Raw genomic sequence first — 19,225 nt, forward strand, 5'->3', positions numbered from 1 at the left:
GTGCTGCGGGGTATGACGGCGGCATGACCCGCTCCCCGCTCGCTCGCCCGTTCCCCAACCTGCCGTCGATTGCCGGGGTCACGTCGCACGTCGCCCGCGCGCACTATAAGACGTGGGATCGCTGCGACCTGACCTTCATCACGCTCGATCCCGGCACCGTGGTCGCGGGCGTGCTGACCCAGAGCAAATGCCCCTCGCCCGAAGTCGAATGGTGCCGCGCCGCGCTCCAGCTCGGCCAGGCGCGCGCGGTGGTGGTCAATGCCGGCAACGCCAACGCCTTTACCGGCCAGCGCGGCCGCGCCGCCGTCGAGGCGATCGCCGCCCGCGCCGCCGGGCATCTCGGTTGCCAACCCTCCGATATCTTCGTCGCCTCGACCGGGGTGATCGGCGTGCCGCTGCCGATCGACAAGGCCGAGGCCGGGCTAGACGCCGCCTTTGCCGCCGCCCCCTGCACTTGGGCAGACGCCGCCAACACCATCGGCACCACCGATACCTTCGCCAAAGGGGCCGTCACCACCGCCGTGGTCGATGGCCGCACCGTCACGCTGGTCGGCATCATCAAGGGTTCGGGCATGATCGCGCCCGACATGGCGACGATGCTCGGCTTCCTGTTCACCGATGCCGCCGTCTCCCCCGCTTTCCTGCAACGCGCGCTCAGCGACGCCAACCGCGCCAGCTTCTCGTGCATCACCGTCGACAGCGACACCTCGACCAGCGACAGCGTGCTCGCCTTTGCGACCGGCACGGCGGGCAATGCGCCGCTGACCAGCGACGAAGACGCCGGGGCCGACGCCTTCCGCGCCGCGCTCGCCGATCTCTGCCTGCAACTCGCGCATCTCGTGGTGCGTGACGGCGAAGGCGCGTCCAAGTTCATCGAAATCGCCGTCACCGGTGCCGAGAGCGACGCCAGCGCCCACAAGGTCGCGCTCAGCATAGCCAATTCGCCCCTGGTGAAAACCGCGATCGCGGGCGAGGACGCCAATTGGGGCCGCGTGGTGATGGCGGTCGGCAAGGCCGGCGAACCCGCCGAGCGCGACTTGCTCAGCATCCGCTTCGGCGACACCCAAGTCGCCACCGGTGGCCTTGCCGTCACCGGCTATGACGAAGCCCCGGTCGCCGCGCATTTGAAGGGACAGGAGATCGAGATTGGCGTCGATCTCGGCCTGGGCGAAGGCAAGGCGACGGTTTGGACCTGCGACCTCACCCACGGCTACATCTCGATCAACGCCGATTACCGGAGCTGACCGTCCCATGCTCACCCTCTGGGGCCGCCTCAATTCGCACAATGTGAAGAAGGTCGCGTGGTTCGCGGAAGAACTGGGGATTCCGTATGTCCGCCATGACGTTGGCGGGCAGTTCGGCATGAGCGAGGCCTATCTCGCGCTCAACCCGAACGCTCTGATCCCGACGATCGAAGACGACGGCTTCGTGCTGTGGGAATCGAACGCGATCCTGCGCTATCTGGCGGCGCGCCACGGCGGCGAACGTTGGTGGCCCGAAGACCCGGTGCAGCGCGCGCGGGCCGATCGCTGGACGGACTGGCAATTCGAATTTGCCGACGCGCAGCGCGGGGCCTTCCTCAATCTCGTACGCCGCCCCCTAGCGGAACGCGACCCCGCCGTGATCGCGGCGTCAGCGGCGGCCTGTGCCGCCAAGATGCAGATCCTCGACCACGCGCTGGCGCAGACGCCGTGGCTGTCGGGTACCGCGTTCGGCATGGGCGATATCCCGATGGGCACCTACGCCCATAGCTGGTTCACCCTCGACATCGCGCGCCCATCGGTGCCGCATGTCGAGGCATGGTATGCCCGGCTGACCGAACGCTCAGGCTATGCCGCGCAGGTGATGATCCCGCTGACCTGATCGGTGGCGGTGGCGCTGTACGCCTCGGAAAATCGCAGCCCCGTGCCGCCGCAGGCCAACCCACCCCCAACCCCTCCCTTTCAGGGAGGGGAGGTAGAAGGGAAAGGCCGCGTCTCCCCTCCCTTTCAGGGAGGGGCCGGGGGTGGGTCGCTCTCCGCATCGTGAAACGGCACGGCAACGCGGAACGCCAAATCCCTCTCCCCTCGGGAGAGGGAGGGAGCGGCAAAGCCGCGGAAGGGTGAGGGTGATCCAACGGATGATGCCCATCACCCTCACCCTTCCCACCGCTTACGCGGCGGGCCCCTTCCCTCTCCCGCTGGGAGAGGGATAGCAGGCCATGAACTACTTGTATGTGAAGTACCACAATCGCCCAACTTTGGACGTTCGTCAGCTGATTTCGACCATAAGCTCTTTCTCAAAGCGCCATAGGCCTTCGCTGTCTCTACGGTAATGTACCGCGTCAATTCCTCCGCCCAATGGTCCCCAATATCGTGAGACGTAAAACGTTGCGCGATCCCCGGCTTTCGTCAGTACCGGGGCCGAAATGGCCAAGACGGCAACGGGCCAATCGTCTCCTCTTGTAAGTTTTTCAATACGATCCTCGTCGTGTAAGATTTTTTCTGCGGATAACCAATTACGAATTTCGGGGCAACTTCGGACGACGCTGACCTCGCGCACATCGGCTTCGGCAAGCGCCCGCGCTATGTCAGGATCTCTTTTGAACTGAGGCTGTTGTTTGAGCAGCACCGCAATTTCATCTCTCGATGGCGCTAAATGTGTCGCACGAACGATGACGGCAATTGGGCGTCCAGCCTCAGTCTGAAATTTCTTGATGTACCCAAGGGCAATAGCGCAGGTCGGCTTAGATAGCGGATAGCGCTCATCAACGGCGGAACACCCCGAGAGAAGTACCGTAAGGCTACCATACCAAAAGAACTTCAGCTGGATCATAAGGCGAGGATCAGCGAATTTGAACGTTTATGCAATGGCAGGTATCCACCACTTTCCACCCGTCCGAACCACCCGCGCTTCATGCCGCGCAAGGGATGAGCTCCCTCACCCACCCCACGCGGCACCACAAGGCAACCTCAGCCCAACGCACCTTCCAGCCACGCCTTCAACCGACCCTTGGGCTCAGCCCCCACCTTGGTCGCGGCGGGAACGCCGTCCTTGAACAGGATCATCGTCGGAATGCCGCGCACGCCATATTTGCCCGGCGCGTCGGGGTTTTCATCGATGTTGAGCTTGGCGATCGTCACTTGCTCGCCCAGTTCTTCCGAAATCTCTTCGAGGCTCGGCCCGATCATCTTGCACGGGCCGCACCATTCCGCCCAGAAATCGACCAGCACCGGGCCGCTCGCATTGGTGACGTCGGCGGCCCAGCTGGCGTCGGTGATCTTCTTGGTAGCCATGGTAAATCTCCTGATGTTGCTGCGAAGGTAGGGTGTCGGGCGCGTCCACTCAAGCGGGTGCGTGCTAGCTTTGCTCTGCGGCGGCAAAGCCCGGCTTGTGCGCGCCCAAGAGCGGCGCTGGCAGCACGTGCAGGACCGGCCCACTGGTGTAGAGCAAGGCCGCTTCAACCCGCCGCCCGGGGAAAATCACCGCCAGCGCAGCGACATACGCCGCCATCTGGCGCAGATGATAGGGCGGGATCGCGTCGGGCGTGGCGGGCACGCTGCGCCCGGTTTTGAAATCGACCACACGCACTAGATCGGGCGTGACCAGCAGCCGGTCGACCGTCCCCGACACCACAAAGCCATCGGGCAGCACCGCCGCGATCGGTGCCTCGGCCAGCGCCGCTGGCCCGAACAGCCCTGCCAGATCGGAATCGCCCAGCACCGCCAGCACCGGCGCGGCAATGTCCGCGCGTGCAGCGGCTTCTGTCACTGCCCCGGCAGTCGCCAGCCAGCGCTCGGCCGCCGTCGCGCGCGCGTCGGGCGCAACCGTCGGCAAGCGTTCGAACAGCGCATGGATCAGCCGTCCACGCTCGGCGGCCGCGCGCATCGCCGGGGTCGGCGGCGCGTCGGCCACCGCGTCATCGCCCAGCGATGATGGCGCCAGCGGACGCGGCGGTCGTGCCTCGACCGGTGCCGCGCGGCGTGCCCAATCGGGCACCGGCTCGGCAACCAACGCCGCCCGCGCCGCTTTGCGGTCTGGCGCGACCGGTTTTTGCGGCACGCGCCCTGTGAAGCTGCGCTCCTCGCTTTCCGGCACCTCCAGCGCGGCCATCGCGCGCGCAGCGGCGGCGTACCAGCTTTGCGCGGGGGCCTCGCCTTGCGCACGCGGGCCGACCGACCCGGCGATGACCAGCCGTTCCTCGGCGCGCGTCGCCGCGACGTAGAACAGCCGCCAATGTTCCTCGAGATCGCGCGCGGCGGTCTCCTCGACCAGCGCCGCCAGCGGCCCGGTCGCCTCGCCCTTGCGCGGGCGGATCACCGGCAGTTCCGCCGCCATGTCCCCCGCCCGCCATTTGAGCGTCGAGCGCGGCGAACGGGTCGGGTCGACGGCGGCATCGGCCAGGATCACCAGCGGGGCCTGCAACCCCTTGGCACCATGCGCGGTCATCACCCGCACCGCGTCGAGCGGGGCGGAAGGGTCGCGCTTGATCTCGACATCGCCGCGATCGAACCAGTCAAGAAAGCGCTGGAGCGAGGGCGTACCGAGCGCCTCGAAATCGAGCGCCGCGCTCAGCAATTCCTCGATCGGGTCGCGCGCTTCCTGCCCCAGCCGCCGCACGAGCTTGCGCCGCCCGCCAAGTGGCCCCGACAGCAATTCCTCCAGAAATTGATAGGGCGTGGCGATGTCGGCGCGATCGAGCATCGCGAAGAGCGGCGCGATCTCCGCGCGCGGCTCGGCGCGGGCAATGTGCCGCCACAGGCTGACCGCGCGCTTGGGCGCGGCGTGCATCAGCCGCTCCTGGCTCCAGCCGATCAGCGGCGACACCAACAGCGACGCCAGCGACAGATCGTCATCGGGTTGCAGCACGAAGCGGATCGCGGCGAGCAGATCCTGCACTGACAGCGGCGCGTTCAACCGCAACCGATCGACCCCCGCCACCGGCACGCCCTCGGCATAGAGCCGCGCGACGATCAGCGAGGCGAGTTCGCCGCGCCGCTTGACCAGGATCATGATGTCCTCAGGGGCCAGCGTGCGCCCCTTGCTCTCCAGCATCAGCGTGCCGATCCAGCCCTTGATCGTCCGCGCGATCCTGCGGGCGAGTTCGCGGGTGGAATCGGAAATCCAGCTTTCCTCATCCTCCTCGCTGCCGCCCGCCACCACCAGCGGCCACAGCGTGACGGTGCCCGGCCCCGGCACTTCGCTCGCATGCACTTCACGGTCGGCGATAGCCCCCAGCCCCGGCTCGGGCAGCGTTTCGATGGCGGCGTCGACGAATTCGAGCACGGGTCGGGTCGATCGGAACGATTGCGTCAGCGACAGCCGGTGCCATGGCCGCGCGCGCATTGCGCCGGTCTGGCGGCGTTGCTCCTCATCAGCCGCCCATGCCTCGCGCGCCAGCGTGCCGATGCGCTGTTCGGCGGCGGCGAAATAGCGCGGGTCGGTGCCCTGGAAGCCGAAGATCGCTTGCTTGAAATCGCCGACGGTGAACAGCGTGCGCAGCCGCTCGCCATGGCTTCCCTCGCCCGCGAAGAATTCCTCGACCAGCGCGCGGATGATCGCCCATTGGTCGGGATTGGTATCCTGCGCCTCGTCGATCAGCACATGCTCGGTCGCCTGATCGAGCTTGTAGCGCACCCATTCGCCCATGCCGGGCTGGCCGAGCAACGCGATCGTCGCGCGGATCAGATCGTCGAAATCGACCGCGCCGAGCCGCCGTTTCGCTTGGTCATAGGCCGCAGCATACTCCCGCCCAACCGACAGCGCCGCCGCGAGCAGATCGGCATAGGCCACGCGCTCGCGCAGGCCCAGCAAATGCGCGCACGCGTCGCCCACTTCGATCGCCAGATCGGCATAATCGGGGTCAGCGGCGAGCAGCTTGGCCGAATATTTGCGCGGCTCGCGCTTGGCGGTGAAGGGCACGCCGATCAAATCGCCCAGCATCCGCGCGCGCATCTCGGGTGCCGCCTCGATCCAGCATTCGGCGATGTCGGCGTGGTTGCCGCCCGTCGCCGTGCCCCACGCACGGTTCGCCGCCGCCAGCCGCGCGACCGCATCCACATCAAAGGCGCTGTCGCCACAGGCATCGGCGATTTCCGCCTCGATCTCGCCCAGCGGCAAATCAAGCGCGCGGCGGATGAACGGGCCGATACCCGCGCCCATCGGCAATTCCGCCATCGCAGCGGGGGCCCGCGCGCACGCCAGCAGGAACTTTTCGGCCTCGCCCTCGCCCAAGCGCAGGCTCAGCGCGCCGACGGCGGTGACGGTCGCATCGCGCCCCTCGGCCTCTGCCGTTACCAGCATTTCGGCCAGTGCATCGCGCGCCATTACCGCTTCTTCGCGCGCCTCGATCGGGCGGAAACCGGGCACCAGCCCGGCCTCGACCGGGAAGGCGGCGAGCAGGCTCTGGCAGAAACCGTGGATCGTCTGAATGCGAATGCCGCCCCCCGGCGCATCCAGCACCTTGGCGAACAATGTGCGTGCGCGGGCGCGCAAGGACGGCGAGGGATCCTCGCCCAGCGCCACCAGATCGGCGACCAAATCGGGCTCGGGCATCCGCACCCACGCCGCCAGCCGCTCACCGATCCGCCCCGCCATTTCCGCCGCGCCCGCCTTAGTAAAGGTCAGACACAGGATCGCGCCGGGATCGACGCCGCGCAGCAGCAAGCGATAGACGCGCGCGGTCAGGACTTGGGTCTTGCCGGTGCCAGCCGAAGCCGACAGCCAGACATGCCCGCCCGGATCGCTGGCGCGCGCCTGCGCGTCCTTCAGGACCGGGAGCGGTCGGCGGGTGTGAGCGCCCTCACTCACGGCCATACCATTCGTCCCGCCGCATCAACTGGTCATATTCGGCATAAGGTGCATAGTCCGGGTGCAGCTTCGCCTCGAACGCGCGCGTGCCCGTCAGCCAGTCCGCCACGGCATCGCTGAAATGCCGCGCGGCGAGCGTGGTGAAATCCTCGGGCACGACCTTGTCGCCCTTCCCCTCGGCATCCACGGGCGAGGTGACATAGCCAAACGCATCCCCTTTTTTGGACAGCGACCAATATTCAAAGCCGCGCGCCTTGCCCGCAATCCCGGCATAGCCGCCGCGCTCGGCGATCAGCCCGAGCAGCCCCAATTGCAGGCTGAACCCCTCGCGCACCGCTGCGGGCGATGGCGGCTTGCCGGTCTTGTAATCGATCACCGCCAGCGCCCCATCGGGCAGCCGGTCGATCCGGTCGAACTTGCCCGTCAGCGTAACCCCCGCAATCGCGATCTCGCCCGATTGCTCGACCGCGAGCACGGTGCGCCCCGCGTCGATGTTCCTGCCCATCTGCGCGACGATCCAGTCGATCGCCTCCATCAGGCGCGGTCGCCAGAGCGCGCGCTGCATCGGATGCGCGCCGTCGAACATCGCGCGCGCGCGATCATGGAGTTTGTCGAGCGCGCAGGCATCTTCGCGCGCCCAGCGCTCCAGAATGTCATGCACCGCCGTCCCGCGCCACGCCGCGCTTGGATCGGCATCGACCGGATCGAATTGCGTCAGGCCGAGGATCCGCTTGGCGTAGAACGCATAAGGATCGGCCTTCAGGCGATCGACATCGGTCACGGCAATCGCCTTGGGGCGACGCTCGGCGGGGGGCTCGGGCATCGGCTTGGCGGCGGGCACATGCTCGCCCGGATCATCAAGCGCCCGCGCCCAGCCTTCCAGCGCGGTAGCGCGCTCGAACCGATCACCCGCCAGCGCCTGCAGCCGCAGCCAGAAGCGCGAGGCGATCGCCGGTTGCGTGCCGCCACGCCGCGCCCGCGTCATCAGCGCGGCGGGCGCGCCCAAGGCCTGCGCCAGATCATGCGCCGCCATGCCGACGCCACGGTCGAGCCCCGGCAGCCCCAATTCGGTGCGGATGCGCGGTGCCAGCCACGGGTCGGGTGCGGGCAGGCCGGGCCAGGTTCCTTCGTTCAACCCACCCAGAATCATGACGTCGGCGGTCTGCAAGCGCGCCTCTATCAGGCCATAAATAGCCAGACGCGGATGCCCGCCTTGCTGCGGACGGACTGCCACTTCGTCCATCAGCGTCTTGAGCAACGGGCCAAGGCTGGCAGGCTCGATCATGGCCGGGCCATGCGCGGCATGATCCTCCGCCTCGCGCAGCAGCTCGGCAGCGGCGCGCCCGGCAGGGCCCGCCCACAAAGCATCGCCACACAAGGCCTGCGCCGCCTCGCGCAGCGCGCCGAGCAAGTCGGCAATCGGTCGCGCGCCACCATCGAACACGCGTTCGATCGGTTCGAGCAGCGCGCGCGCCTCCCCCCACCACGCCGCCGCCGCTTCGGCGCGGCGCGCGGTGCGCAGATGCAGGTCGATCCCGGCCAGCCCCGCCGCCGGACGCGGCCCGCGCAACACGCGGTCGAGCGCCCGCACCCCATCGAGCCATTCCCGCCGCGCGTCGCCAAAGCGCACCAGCGGATGTTTGAGCAAGGTCAGCAGCGCGAGCGGCGCAAAACGCTGCGTTGCCGCCTCGGCCAGTGCCGTCAGCAAAGTGCCCGAAGGCAGGATCGATAATGGCCGCCCCGCCGAATCATCGATCGCGATGCCCCAGCGCGCGCAATGCGCCGCGACGCGCCGCGCAAGGCCGCGATCGGGCGTGACGAGCGCGCCGGTGCGCCCGGGCGTCTCCGCCACCTCGCGGAGCGCCAGCGCGATCGCTTGCGCCTCCTCGCCCGGCGTCGCCAGTTCGGCGGCGGCAATGCCGCCCAGCCGCCGCTGCTCGGGGCCGAGCGTCGTCCATTTCGCGGTAAATTCCGCCGAGGCCAGCGCATTGGCGACCGCCTTGCCACGCGCCACGGTGGCGTCATGATCGCTACCGTCGCGCCAAAGCCGCACCTCGCCGCGGTTGACGCTCATCCGTTCGAGCAGGAGCTTCAAATGGAATTGCGGGTGCGTTTCGATCGAGCGCCGGGTGAGCCCGGTCACCGGATCGGGGGCGTGCGGCCCGAGCGCTTGCCATTCGGCCTCGTCCATTCCCGTCGCGAGATCCGCCAGCACCACCATTCCGCGCGGGCTATCCGCCACGCAGCGCAGCAGCCGCGCAACGGCGGGCGCACTGTCGGTGATGCCCGCAGCGCATATGAAACCGGCGGGCGGGTCACGATCCCAACGCACCGCAAGCCGCTGCAACAACAGCCCGCGCCGTTCGGCGGCGTCGATCCGGCTGATCCGCTGCAGCTCGGCCGGCCAGCGATCCAGCACCACTGCGAACAGGTCGAGCGCGCGCTGCCAATGCGCCGACATCGCTTCGTTGAGCTCAATCTCGCGCAGGCGGCGCGGCGCGATCTCCTCGACCAGCAATTGGTCGAGCGTCCGCGCCAATTCGCCCGCCAGCCGCACCGCCTCCGCCGCATCGATCGCCTGGCCCGCGCGCGCGCGCTCTTCCGAGACCAGCCGCGCGAGGATCATCCGCCGTTGCAACGGCGCGACCGCGGGCGGGACCGGCACCGGATCATCCGCCGGATCGAACGCCGCGCCTACCGTCTCGTCGAGCGCCGGATCGCCGATCGCGACCATCCGCGGCAACAACAGTCCGCCCGCGCTTGCCCGGACGAAGGCATCGGTCAGCGCGCGCTTGGCGCGGTTGTTGGGCAGCAGCACCAGCCCGCGCGCCAAACCAAGATCGTCGCCGCCAAATTGCCGGATCAGCCCGGCGGCCAGCGCATCCGCAAAGGCGCGATGCGCCGGGATCGTGAAGAGCCTGGGGCCCTTCGCCTCAACCATCGGCGAGCATCGCCTCCGTCAGCGGAACGGCCCCCGGCGTGCCAACGTCAAACCACAGTCCCTGATGGACCAGCCCATAAGCGCGCCCGGCCACAATCGCCCGCTCCCAGAACAGCATGGTCGAGAACGGCCCTTCTGGCCAATCCGCAATCACGCGCGGCGACAGGATTTGCACCCCGGTATAAACGAACGGCGCAAGCCGCCCAGGCTGCCGCCGCCCCAAAATACGACCATCGGGGGCAAGCCGAAAATCACCGCGCCCGCCATGATGGTTGGCGCGGGCCAGCGGGACCATCAGCAAGAGCGCATCCATCGTCGCATCGTCCCAGCGCGCCGCCAGCATCTTGATCGCATCCGAGGGGCCATCGACCCACAGATTGTCGCTGTTCACCACCAGAAACGGTTCGTCGCCGAGCAAGCCACGCGCCTGCACAAGCCCGCCGCCCGTTTCCATCAACCGGCCGCGTTCATCGGATACGACGATGTCGATACCCGTCTCGCGATTGTGCAAATACGCTTCCAGCGCATCGGCAAGATAGTGGACGTTCACCACAGCCCGCTCGACTCCGCTTGCGCGCAGCCGATCGAAAACATGTCCAATCAACGGCTTGCCTGCCACTTCGATCAACGGTTTGGGGCGCGTTGCGGTCAACGGGCGCATCCGCTTGCCAAGGCCGGCCGCCATCACCATCGCCGTCTTGGGCACAGTGCCGCCCGGCTCGGGCCGGATGTTGAGCGTGCGCTTGGGCTTCATCATGCCGCCAACACCATCGGATCGCCGCGCAACTCGAACGGAATGGTCGCATCGAACCAGGCCTTGACCGGGGCAAGCGCGGGATGCTCGAGATCGCGGTTGAGATAGCGCCACACCCGCGGACACAAAGCGGCATAGCGGGTCTTGCCGTCGCGCTGCCACAGCCGCGTGAAAATGCCGATGATCTTGGCGTTCCGCTGCGCGCCCAGCACGTGATAGGCGATGTCGAACGCGTCGCCCGCGCCCGTCGCCGCCTTGTACCGCGTCATCATCGCCGCTTCGACGCGTTCGTCGACGTCACGCCGCGCATCCTGCAACAGCGAGACCAGATCGTAGGCAGGGTGCCCCGCCAGCGCATCCTGGAAATCCAACAGGCCCAGCGTATCGCCGCCGAGGAGCATCAAATTTTCCGAGTGGTAATCCCGCAAAACCGTAACCGCAGGACCGGCGAGAGCATGATCGAACACGGCATCCCACGCGGCCTCATAGGCGGCTTGGTCGGGCACGATCCCAAGCGCCGGGCAATACCATTCGGTCAGCAAATTGGCTTCCCGGTGCAGTGTCGCACGATCATACGGCACCGCCGTTGCCGGGTCTTCGCGGTGCAGGCGTACCAGGACATCGATCGCAGACCCGTACAGCGCCAGTTCCCGCGAGGCGTCGCCATCCACGGTCTCGCGCATCCGCACGTCGCCAAAATCCTCGAGCAGCACCAGGCCGAGGTCCAGGTCGATCCCATGGATCGCGGGTGCCGCAAAGCCGCGTTCGCCAAGCCAGCGCGCAATGTCGATAAACGGCCGCGGGTCTTCTTCGGGCGGCGGCGCGTCCATCAGGATCGCGCTGCGCCCATCCTTGATCGCACGGAAATAGCGCCGAAAGGACGCGTCACCCGCGACGGGTTCGATCGTGGCATCGCGCCACCCATTCGCGGCCAGGAACGCGGCGGCCGCCGCCGGGGGGATCATATCTGCTGCCATCGATCCTTCCAGCCAGCGGGCACGTCGGCTGTCAAGCGGCGGGTGCCATCGGGCAGCATCTCCAGGCCGAGCCGCAGAGCATCGGGCCACCAGCCGGGTGCACGTTCCGGCCATTCGACCAGCAGCACCGAATCATCGGCGGCATCGTCCAGCCCCAATTCGGTGATCTCGTCGGGCTCCTCGATGCGGTACAGATCGATATGCAGCACCGGCATGCGCACCTCCGGCGGCGCATAAGGCTGCACGATCGCAAAACTCGGGCTCGGGGCCTCGCCCTGCAACCCAAGCGCGGCGAGGAGCCCACGCGCGATGCTGGTCTTGCCCGCCCCGAGCGGCCCCGACAGCGTCACCACATCGCCGGGGCCGAGCACCGACGCCAATCGTGCCCCAAAGGCTTCGCTCGCGTGAGGATCGGCCAGAATCATCGCAACATCCCGTTAGAAACACATCGTCCGCATCCGCCTTAGCGACGCGGCAAGATCGCCGTGATCAACGTCCCCTGCCCCGGTTCGGAAACGAGCTCGATCGTGCCGCCATGCGCCTCGACAAACTGCTTGGCGAGCGGCAGGCCGAGCCCCAACGCCCGCTCCCCGTCGCGTGTGATCCCCGGTTGCGCGAAACGATCAAAGGCGCGCGTCACCGCCTGCGGGCTCATCCCCGCGCCGTCGTCGGACACCACGATCCGCGCGGCGGTATCGGTGCCATCGGTATGGAGCAGTACCCGCCCACCGGCCGGCGTCCCCGCCACTGCGTGGCGCAACAGATGCTCGATCACCTGCTGCAGCCGCTTGGCGTCGCCCGTTATCGCACCCGTCGTCGGCACAATCTCGATGGCGAAATCGAGTTTTCGCTTGCTTGCCAGGGGCGTAACCACGTCGGCAGCGGCCCGCGCAACCGCGCCAAGATCGATCGACTGCCGTTCCAGTTCGGGGGCCTTGCCCTCGGCCTGGGTCAGGTCGAGCACTTCATCCACCAACATACCAAGACGTTCGACCGATTGCAGAATCGCCTCGACATAGCCCGATGCGGCAGCGGTTAGCTTTCCGGCATAGCCCTCGTTGAGCATCTCGGCAAAACCGCTGATCGAGGTGAGCGGCGTGCGCAATTCGTAACTCATCGTCGCGACGAACGAGGTCTTGATCCGATCGGCGGCCTCCAGCGCTTCATTGCGGTCGCGCAACGCGCGCTCGATCCGACGGCTGTCGGAAATATCCAGCATCGTGAACAGGCCGTTGCCATCGGGCAAGGGAACCGCTGCAAATTCGAAATGCCGCCCATCGGCGAACCCAACGCGCCCGCCGCGCTGCTGCCGCTCGACGGTCGCGGCGCGGACGAGGTCCGCGATCAACGAGGCCCGCGCCGGGTTGGCGAGCTGGCGCGATGCGGCCTCGGCGAGCACATCGACGCGAGGATGTGTCGCGAGGAATTCCTCCTCGAATCCCCATACCAACCGGAATTTGTTGTTCCACAATTGCAGCCGCCCATCGGCGGCAAACACGCCCAATGCCTCATAGAGATTTTCGAAGGTCGCGGTGCGCACGCGCAACAAGGTGTCGCGGGCGCTGGCCAATTGTACCTGCTCGGTCCGATCTTCGAAAATCAGCAACAGGCCGCCATCGGGCAAGGGCTGCGCCACGACGCGCAGATGCGCGCCGCCAGGCAGATGCCATTCCTCTTCCTGCCCGCCCCCGGCCGCCAGGAACCAGTCGCGTCGCTCCGCTTTCCAGCCGGGAAAGTCGCGCACCTCGGGCAAGCGCTTGGCTTCGCGCATCCGTTCGAGCACCCGGTCGAACTCGGGGCGGTCCGCCAGCCATTCTGTCTTCATCGCGAACAAGCGACGGAACGGCTGATTGCAAAAGACGAGCGAGCGGTCGGGGCCAAATTGGACGACGCCCGCCGAAAGCCGGTCGAGCATCGCGCGCTGCGCATCATCAAAGCGCTTCAAGCGTGCGCGGGCTTGCTCCAGATCCTCGATGTCGATGGCAAAGCCGGCAACGCCCCCGGTGGACAGCGGCGCGTCGTAAACGCGCAACATCCGTCGCTCACCGCGGATCGTCGCGGGCATCGTTTGCGATTGCACCGATCGCGCGTCTCGCGCCAACACGGCATTGCCGAGCGGCCCGCCAACGCCCGATCCCTCCACCAGCTCCAGCCCGCGCGCGATCACGTCTTCGGCCGAGCTCGCTTCGACGGCATGAATATATTGCGAATTGACCATGGCCAACCGCAAATCGGCCCCGCGATACCACATTGGCATCGGTGCCGCCTGGATGACCCCGCTCAAGTCCTCATACAGCGCCGTCGCATGGCCGATCGCCTCGCCAAGCCGCGCAATTTCGTCCTCCGTGTCGGTCGCGTCGAAAACCCACAGGATAACCCCGCCGGGTGCCTGAAACGCCTTGGGAACGCGTGCGCCGCGGATCATGAGCGAGCGCGCTGAACCCCTCACCCGCAGCGCGCGCGAGAACGCCCGTCCAGATTTTTGCGCGGCCGTCACGTCTGCCGAAAGCGCGGCCAGGTCTTCCGGCAACAGGCCAGCGTCGCTTGCGGCCAAATCGTCAAGGTAGCGTGGCAGCCCGGCCAAACCAAACCAGTCCGCCAAACGCTGCGGACACTCTACGCGGCCATCCGTCCGGACCGTCATCGCCAGCGCGGGAGCCGAGGCCAGCATCGCTTCCAGCCGGGCGTTCGCGGCAAATGTCGCGCCCGCCTCACGCCGGGCGCGCATCCCGACGAACAGACTCCAGGACGCCCCCCCAATCAACAGGGCGAATCCGGCACCGATTAAGACCGCGCTCAGTCCCGAAAGTTCGCTCACCGTACAAAGCCCTGACCCATGCACCTTGCATAGGCCAAGTCGGTCCAAGGAAGGAAGGTCAAAGCGCGGAGGCGGCTATCTTCGATAGCAAGCCCCCGCTGACCACTGACCGGTCAAAAAAGGGGCGGTATCTCGCGATACCGCCCCCAAACTTTCAACGTAAAGCCGCCTCAGAACTTGGCGACGACACCCGCGTACAGGAAGCGTCCCATCACGTCATATTGGCCGCTGCCACCGCCCAGGCCCGTCAGGTCGAGCGGCGGGTGCTTGTCGGCAAGGTTCGTCACGCCGAGGTACATGTTGTATTTCGTGCCAACGTCCATCGCGACACGAAGATCATGATAGGCAACAGCCGGATACTTTTGATAATCGGCATAATATGGATGCAATGCCGGATTGCCGTTCAAAGCATTGTAGTTGGTGTAATCGCCAACATATTGCGGACCATACCAGCGCACCGTGTAGCCGAACGTAACCGGACCGCTTTTGAATTCGCTGGCGATACGGAAGCGATCGATCGGCGTTCCCAGATTTCCACGATAACGCGTGATATAGGTGGGATCGGTCGGATCGGTGAAGTCGTCACGCTGAATGACATGGGTGTAATTCCCATGGACAGACAGTTTTCCATAATTCCCGATCTGGTGCGTGTAGCTGATCTCGGCGTCGATACCGCGCGCCTGCAGCGCGGCGTAGTTGACGCCTGCGGACAGGAGCGAGCCTTCCAAAATCTGATACGGCACTTCCGACTTGCCACCGGCAGCGCCTGCACGCTGGAACAGACCACAGAACTGGTTGTTCAAGCTGGCGAGATCGTAGCACTGATTGATAATGGTCTGGGCATCGACCGACGAAATCGCCTGGTTCACCTTGATATTGTAATAGTCGACCGTGATCGCCAAGCCCGGCACCCAATGCGGCTGGAACACACCGCCGAAGGTATAGGAGTCGGACGTCTCGGCCTTCAGGTTCGGATTGCCGCCGCTGAGATACTGCAGCGAATTTGAATATTGGAAGAAATATCCAGCGGGAATGCCGGCAGCCGCGCAATTGGCCTTGCGGTTGGCCGGGTTCGGACCCTGGCTGAGCTGATCGGACGAGCAGGGATCCTTCACCGTTGCGAAATTCGTGCCGGCCGGGGTGTACAATTCACCAAGGTTCGGAGCACGAACTGCGCGGGCGTAGCTGGCTCGCAGCGTCAGATCGTTAACAGGTCGCCAGATAACCGAGCCGTTATAAGAATAAACGGTGCCCGTCTTATTATTATAGTTCGAAAGCCGCCCGGCACCCGTGACCGTCAATTCGCGGATCAACGGAATATCTTTCAGGATTGGGATCCGCAACTCGCCATAGGCTTCCTTAACTTCCAAGGCCGGAGCGATGAAATCAGGGATGGAGTTATAGAAGGTATATCCTGCGGAAACCAGCACGTCTTGCTGATACTGGTTTGTCTCACGACGGTATTCGCCACCGAGCGAGAAACCGATCGGACCACCCGGAAGCGAAAACAGCTGCTGTGAATCGCCGGAAACGAAGCCGCTAATGTCCAGCTGCGTAATTTTGCCAATCGAGGTGGTATTCTGCAGCAGATAATTCTTCTGCGCGTCGGTGAATTGTCCACCAAACACATTGATCGGAACGCACGACGAGATGTCGTCGGCCAGGATCTTTGCCTGATTCACCGGGCTGATGACGCCGTCATAGCCATAGGCAGCATTCGGATCGATTTGCGAGCGGCACACGATTTGGCCGCTGCCATTCTTCACCGCATCGTTAGCGAGCAAGAAGCGCTGAATATTCAGGTTGCCGAGAACTTCCGTTTTCTCGCGGAATTCCCCATAGTTACCGGAAAGTTCGTAATGCCAATTGCCGTTGAAATCGCCCTTGATACCAGCGACGATCCGATAGGTGTCGCGGTGCGACAGCTCCGAACGATTGCCAAGCCCTTCGAGAATTTCGCGAACCCGGAACGTTGTCGCACCGGTGATGACGGCATTAGGATTGGCCGCCAACAAATTGGCGGTGATCACGCCGCGTGCCTGCGCAGACAGATACGGGTTATCCAACCGGAACGACTCGCGCGAATCACCACCGAGTGCCGTGCCATTGATAAAGGCCGGGCCGCTCGAACCCGATCCGAAGACCGTTGTATGCGACCAGGTTGCCTCGACAAAAGGCACCAGCGCCGTCGAGATATCGTAATGGCCAACCAAGCTGACATTGACTCGGTCCAGTCGCGGCTGGATTTGGAATTCATCGCCACTGCGGAAGTTGCTGCCGTTGCCGCCGATGAAGGATCCGTTCGGGCCATAACCGACACGTTGCCCGGTTATCGGAATGAGGTTGCCGTCCGGAGTGAACTGATACGGAACATAATAACGCTGGCCATTTGGCGCCGTGCCGGCATTGAACGCAGCGTTGCCGCCAAACCGGATAACGCCGGTTTCGCTATAAGATGCACTGCGTACGTCGTTGAAATAGCGATATTCCGGATTGCCCGCGCTGCCGTTTGGATTAACCTGGATGAAGGCGCTTTGCTGGTTCAGATAATCGCGGCCGCTGCCGAAATACTGGCTCTGATGCGCGTATTCAGCGTTGACCGCGATGTTGCCGCGCCCCTCGCTGAAATTCTTGCCCGCAAGCACGCTCGCGAACTGTGCCGAACCGTCGCCATAGGTGCTGACGCCGCTCTGCGCGCGCGCTTCCAGACCCTGGAAGTGATCCTTCAGAACAAAGTTGACCACACCCGCAATCGCGTCGGAACCATAAATCGCCGACTCACCGCCGGTGACGATATCGACGCGGTCGATCAGATCGGTCGGGATCGTGTTGGTGTCGACCGAGGTGCCCGAATTCAAAATGTCGCCTGCCACATGGCGACGACCGTTGACGAGCACGAGGGTGCGCTGCGTCCCAAGGTTGCGCAAGTCGATCAGGTTGAGACCGGCGGTGCCCAGAAAGCGAGTCGAGTTCGACTGGCTGAAGGTCGACGCAAGCTGCGGCAGCTGGTTGAGCTGATCGCCGATCGAGACCGAACCGCTATGAAAAAATTCCTCGCCCTGAATGCTGGTAACGGGGTTGGGCGACGACAGATTCGGACGCGCGATGCGCGACCCGGTAACGACGATGTCCACGGCCGGAGCTTTGTCCGTATCCGGTTCCGCTGCGGAAGCCGCGGGTTTGCTGCTCTGCGCGTCCACTGGCGGAGCAACTTGGGCGAAAGCCGACGTCCCGACGGTCAAGGCGGAAACGGATGCGGAAAGAACAAGCAACACTCGCGCGGTATATGGCGATTTCATTTGGGCCCCCAAAATTGGACACGGTGCGATGCACCTGACCGACCCAAGAGATTGGAAATGCGTCGCTGTTGCAAGCAAGTGTTTCTGAATTGAGACTGAATGTTGCAGTTGTGTAGCAATTTTGCATCAAAAAAGCCGCTTCGGGCCTTTCGGTCCGAAGCGGCCTGTTTATCGAGCGCGAAAATTTCGCGAAGCGTGGTCGCTCTTAGTAGCGATAGTGATCCGGCTTGAACGGACCTTCGACCGGCACACCGATATACCCCGCCTGCTTCGGCGTCAGCTTGGACAGCTTCACGCCCAGCTTTTCGAGATGCAGCGCGGCGACCTTTTCGTCGAGGTGCTTCGGCAAGACGTACACTTCGTTCTTGTAGTTCTCACCCTTGGTCCACAGCTCGATCTGCGCGAGCGTCTGGTTGGTGAAGCTGGCCGACATCACGAACGAAGGATGGCCCGTCGCGCAGCCCAGATTCACCAGGCGACCCTTGGCGAGGATGATGATCTGTTTGCCATCGGGGAAGGTCACCAGGTCGGTGCCCGGCTTCACTTCGTCCCATGCATAGTTGGACAAGGCAGAGATCTGGATTTCGCTGTCGAAATGGCCAATGTTGCACACGATCGACATTGGCTTCATCGCCTTCATGTGATCGGCGGTGATCACATCGGCGTTACCGGTCGCGGTGACGAAGATGTCGGCGCGCGTGACGGCCTCTTCCATCGTCACGACTTCGAAGCCCTCCATCGCCGCCTGCAGCGCGCAGATCGGATCGACTTCGGTGACCATCACGCGCGCGCCGCCGTTGCGGAGCGACTGGGCCGAGCCCTTGCCGACGTCGCCGAAACCGGCGACCGCAGCGACCTTGCCCGCGAGCATCACGTCGGTCGCACGACGGATCGCGTCGACCAGCGATTCCTTGCAGCCATAGAGGTTGTCGAACTTCGACTTGGTCACCGAGTCGTTGACGTTGATCGCCGGGAACGGCAGTTCGCCCTTCTTGGCGATCTCATACAGGCGGTGCACGCCGGTGGTGGTCTCTTCCGAAACGCCCTTCAGGTTCTTGACGGTCTCGGTCAGATAGCCCGGATATTTGGCGACGAACGCCTTCAACGCGCGCTGGAATTCGACTTCCTCGTCATTTTCCGGCTCGCCCATCGTGTGACCGGCTTCGAGCTTGGCACCCCAGAGCGCGAACATCGTCGCGTCGCCGCCGTCGTCGAGGATGATGTTGGCGGTTTCGCCCGAGGTGCCCGCACCCCAGTTGAAGATATCACCAACATAATCCCAATACTCAGCCAGGCTCTCGCCCTTGATCGCGAACACGGGAACGCCCGTCGCCGCAATCGCGGCCGCGGCATGATCCTGAGTCGAGAAGATGTTGCAGGTCGCCCAGCGCACTTGCGCGCCGAGCGCGGTCAGCGTCTCGATCAGCACTGCGGTCTGGATCGTCATGTGCAGCGAACCGGTGATGCGCGCGCCCTTGAGCGGCTGCGACGCACCGAACTCCTCGCGCAGCGCCATCAGGCCCGGCATTTCGGTTTCGGCGATATTGATCTCCTTGCGGCCGAAATCGGCAAGGGTGATGTCGGCGACGACATAGTCGGTCGGACGGTCAAGAACGGTGGCCACGCGGGTATCTCCGGTTTGGTTGA

The 19,225-nt window shown here is 65.0% G+C and carries 12 protein-coding genes; 2 read left to right on the top strand and 10 right to left on the bottom strand.

The genetic code is table 11. The annotated features are described in order from the left end of the window. Positions 1-23 precede the first annotated feature (23 nt). Together argJ and ON00_RS02015 are read left to right on the top strand one after the other, a co-directional pair. Positions 24-1,244 carry a bifunctional glutamate N-acetyltransferase/amino-acid acetyltransferase ArgJ gene (gene argJ, locus ON00_RS02010; protein ID WP_010402845.1) on the top strand — a complete coding sequence of 407 codons (1,221 nt, stop codon included), beginning with the start codon at positions 24-26 and terminating at the stop codon, positions 1,242-1,244. Positions 1,245-1,251: 7 nt separating this feature from the next. Further along, on the top strand, positions 1,252-1,863 hold the full coding sequence (locus ON00_RS02015) for a glutathione S-transferase family protein (protein ID WP_010402846.1): 612 nt from the start codon (positions 1,252-1,254) through the stop codon (positions 1,861-1,863). A 387-nt stretch (positions 1,864-2,250) separates the two neighbouring features. Here ON00_RS02015 and ON00_RS20475 read toward each other — a convergent pair whose 3' ends face one another. The 10 genes from ON00_RS20475 to ahcY form a co-directional block, all read right to left on the bottom strand. Then, on the bottom strand, positions 2,251-2,814 hold the full coding sequence (locus tag ON00_RS20475; RefSeq protein ID WP_154651260.1) for a hypothetical protein: 564 nt from the start codon (positions 2,812-2,814) through the stop codon (positions 2,251-2,253). Between the two features lie 137 nt (positions 2,815-2,951). After that, positions 2,952-3,275 (bottom strand): thioredoxin, encoded by a 324-nt coding sequence (trxA, locus tag ON00_RS02020; RefSeq protein WP_010402847.1) that lies wholly within the window; start codon positions 3,273-3,275, stop codon positions 2,952-2,954. Between the two features lie 64 nt (positions 3,276-3,339). Beyond that, the gene (gene addA, locus ON00_RS02025) at positions 3,340-6,795 is read right to left on the bottom strand and encodes a double-strand break repair helicase AddA (RefSeq protein WP_010402848.1); all 3,456 of its coding nucleotides are present in this window, start codon (positions 6,793-6,795) and stop codon (positions 3,340-3,342) included. Next, positions 6,782-9,730, bottom strand: coding sequence for a double-strand break repair protein AddB (gene addB, locus ON00_RS02030; protein WP_010402849.1), 2,949 nt, complete (start codon positions 9,728-9,730; stop codon positions 6,782-6,784). The genes addA and addB overlap by 14 nt, the downstream gene beginning before the upstream one ends. Next, a complete protein-coding gene (locus ON00_RS02035; protein ID WP_010402850.1) occupies positions 9,723-10,487 on the bottom strand; it encodes a nucleotidyltransferase family protein in 765 nt (254 codons plus the stop codon). The genes addB and ON00_RS02035 overlap by 8 nt, the downstream gene beginning before the upstream one ends. Next, on the bottom strand, positions 10,484-11,449 hold the full coding sequence (locus ON00_RS02040; protein ID WP_010402852.1) for an aminoglycoside phosphotransferase family protein: 966 nt from the start codon (positions 11,447-11,449) through the stop codon (positions 10,484-10,486). Before ON00_RS02040 ends, ON00_RS02035 begins: the two co-directional genes overlap by 4 nt. Then, positions 11,446-11,886 carry a tRNA (adenosine(37)-N6)-threonylcarbamoyltransferase complex ATPase subunit type 1 TsaE gene (gene tsaE, locus ON00_RS02045; protein WP_010402853.1) on the bottom strand — a complete coding sequence of 147 codons (441 nt, stop codon included), beginning with the start codon at positions 11,884-11,886 and terminating at the stop codon, positions 11,446-11,448. The genes ON00_RS02040 and tsaE overlap by 4 nt, the downstream gene beginning before the upstream one ends. A 38-nt stretch (positions 11,887-11,924) precedes the next feature. Then, positions 11,925-14,189 (bottom strand): sensor histidine kinase, encoded by a 2,265-nt coding sequence (locus ON00_RS02050; protein ID WP_010402855.1) that lies wholly within the window; start codon positions 14,187-14,189, stop codon positions 11,925-11,927. Between the two features lie 260 nt (positions 14,190-14,449). Further along, positions 14,450-17,578, bottom strand: coding sequence for a TonB-dependent receptor domain-containing protein (locus ON00_RS02055; protein ID WP_029622348.1), 3,129 nt, complete (start codon positions 17,576-17,578; stop codon positions 14,450-14,452). A 205-nt stretch (positions 17,579-17,783) separates the two neighbouring features. After that, the gene (ahcY, locus tag ON00_RS02060) at positions 17,784-19,202 is read right to left on the bottom strand and encodes an adenosylhomocysteinase (RefSeq protein ID WP_010402859.1); all 1,419 of its coding nucleotides are present in this window, start codon (positions 19,200-19,202) and stop codon (positions 17,784-17,786) included. Positions 19,203-19,225 lie beyond the last annotated feature (23 nt).

The organism is Sphingomonas echinoides ATCC 14820 (assembly GCF_000241465.1).
GTDB lineage: Bacteria > Pseudomonadota > Alphaproteobacteria > Sphingomonadales > Sphingomonadaceae > Sphingomonas > Sphingomonas echinoides.

Coding starts and splice junctions, on each gene's coding strand:
- argJ (WP_010402845.1), top strand. CDS start 24: ATGACCCGCTCCCCGCTCGCTCGCCCGTTCCCCAACCTGCCGTCGATT.
- ON00_RS02015 (WP_010402846.1), top strand. CDS start 1,252: ATGCTCACCCTCTGGGGCCGCCTCAATTCGCACAATGTGAAGAAGGTC.
- ON00_RS20475 (WP_154651260.1), bottom strand. CDS start 2,814: ATGATCCAGCTGAAGTTCTTTTGGTATGGTAGCCTTACGGTACTTCTC.
- trxA (WP_010402847.1), bottom strand. CDS start 3,275: ATGGCTACCAAGAAGATCACCGACGCCAGCTGGGCCGCCGACGTCACC.
- addA (WP_010402848.1), bottom strand. CDS start 6,795: ATGGCCGTGAGTGAGGGCGCTCACACCCGCCGACCGCTCCCGGTCCTG.
- addB (WP_010402849.1), bottom strand. CDS start 9,730: ATGGTTGAGGCGAAGGGCCCCAGGCTCTTCACGATCCCGGCGCATCGC.
- ON00_RS02035 (WP_010402850.1), bottom strand. CDS start 10,487: ATGATGAAGCCCAAGCGCACGCTCAACATCCGGCCCGAGCCGGGCGGC.
- ON00_RS02040 (WP_010402852.1), bottom strand. CDS start 11,449: ATGATCCCCCCGGCGGCGGCCGCCGCGTTCCTGGCCGCGAATGGGTGG.
- tsaE (WP_010402853.1), bottom strand. CDS start 11,886: ATGATTCTGGCCGATCCTCACGCGAGCGAAGCCTTTGGGGCACGATTG.
- ON00_RS02050 (WP_010402855.1), bottom strand. CDS start 14,189: ATGCGCGCCCGGCGTGAGGCGGGCGCGACATTTGCCGCGAACGCCCGG.
- ON00_RS02055 (WP_029622348.1), bottom strand. CDS start 17,578: ATGAAATCGCCATATACCGCGCGAGTGTTGCTTGTTCTTTCCGCATCC.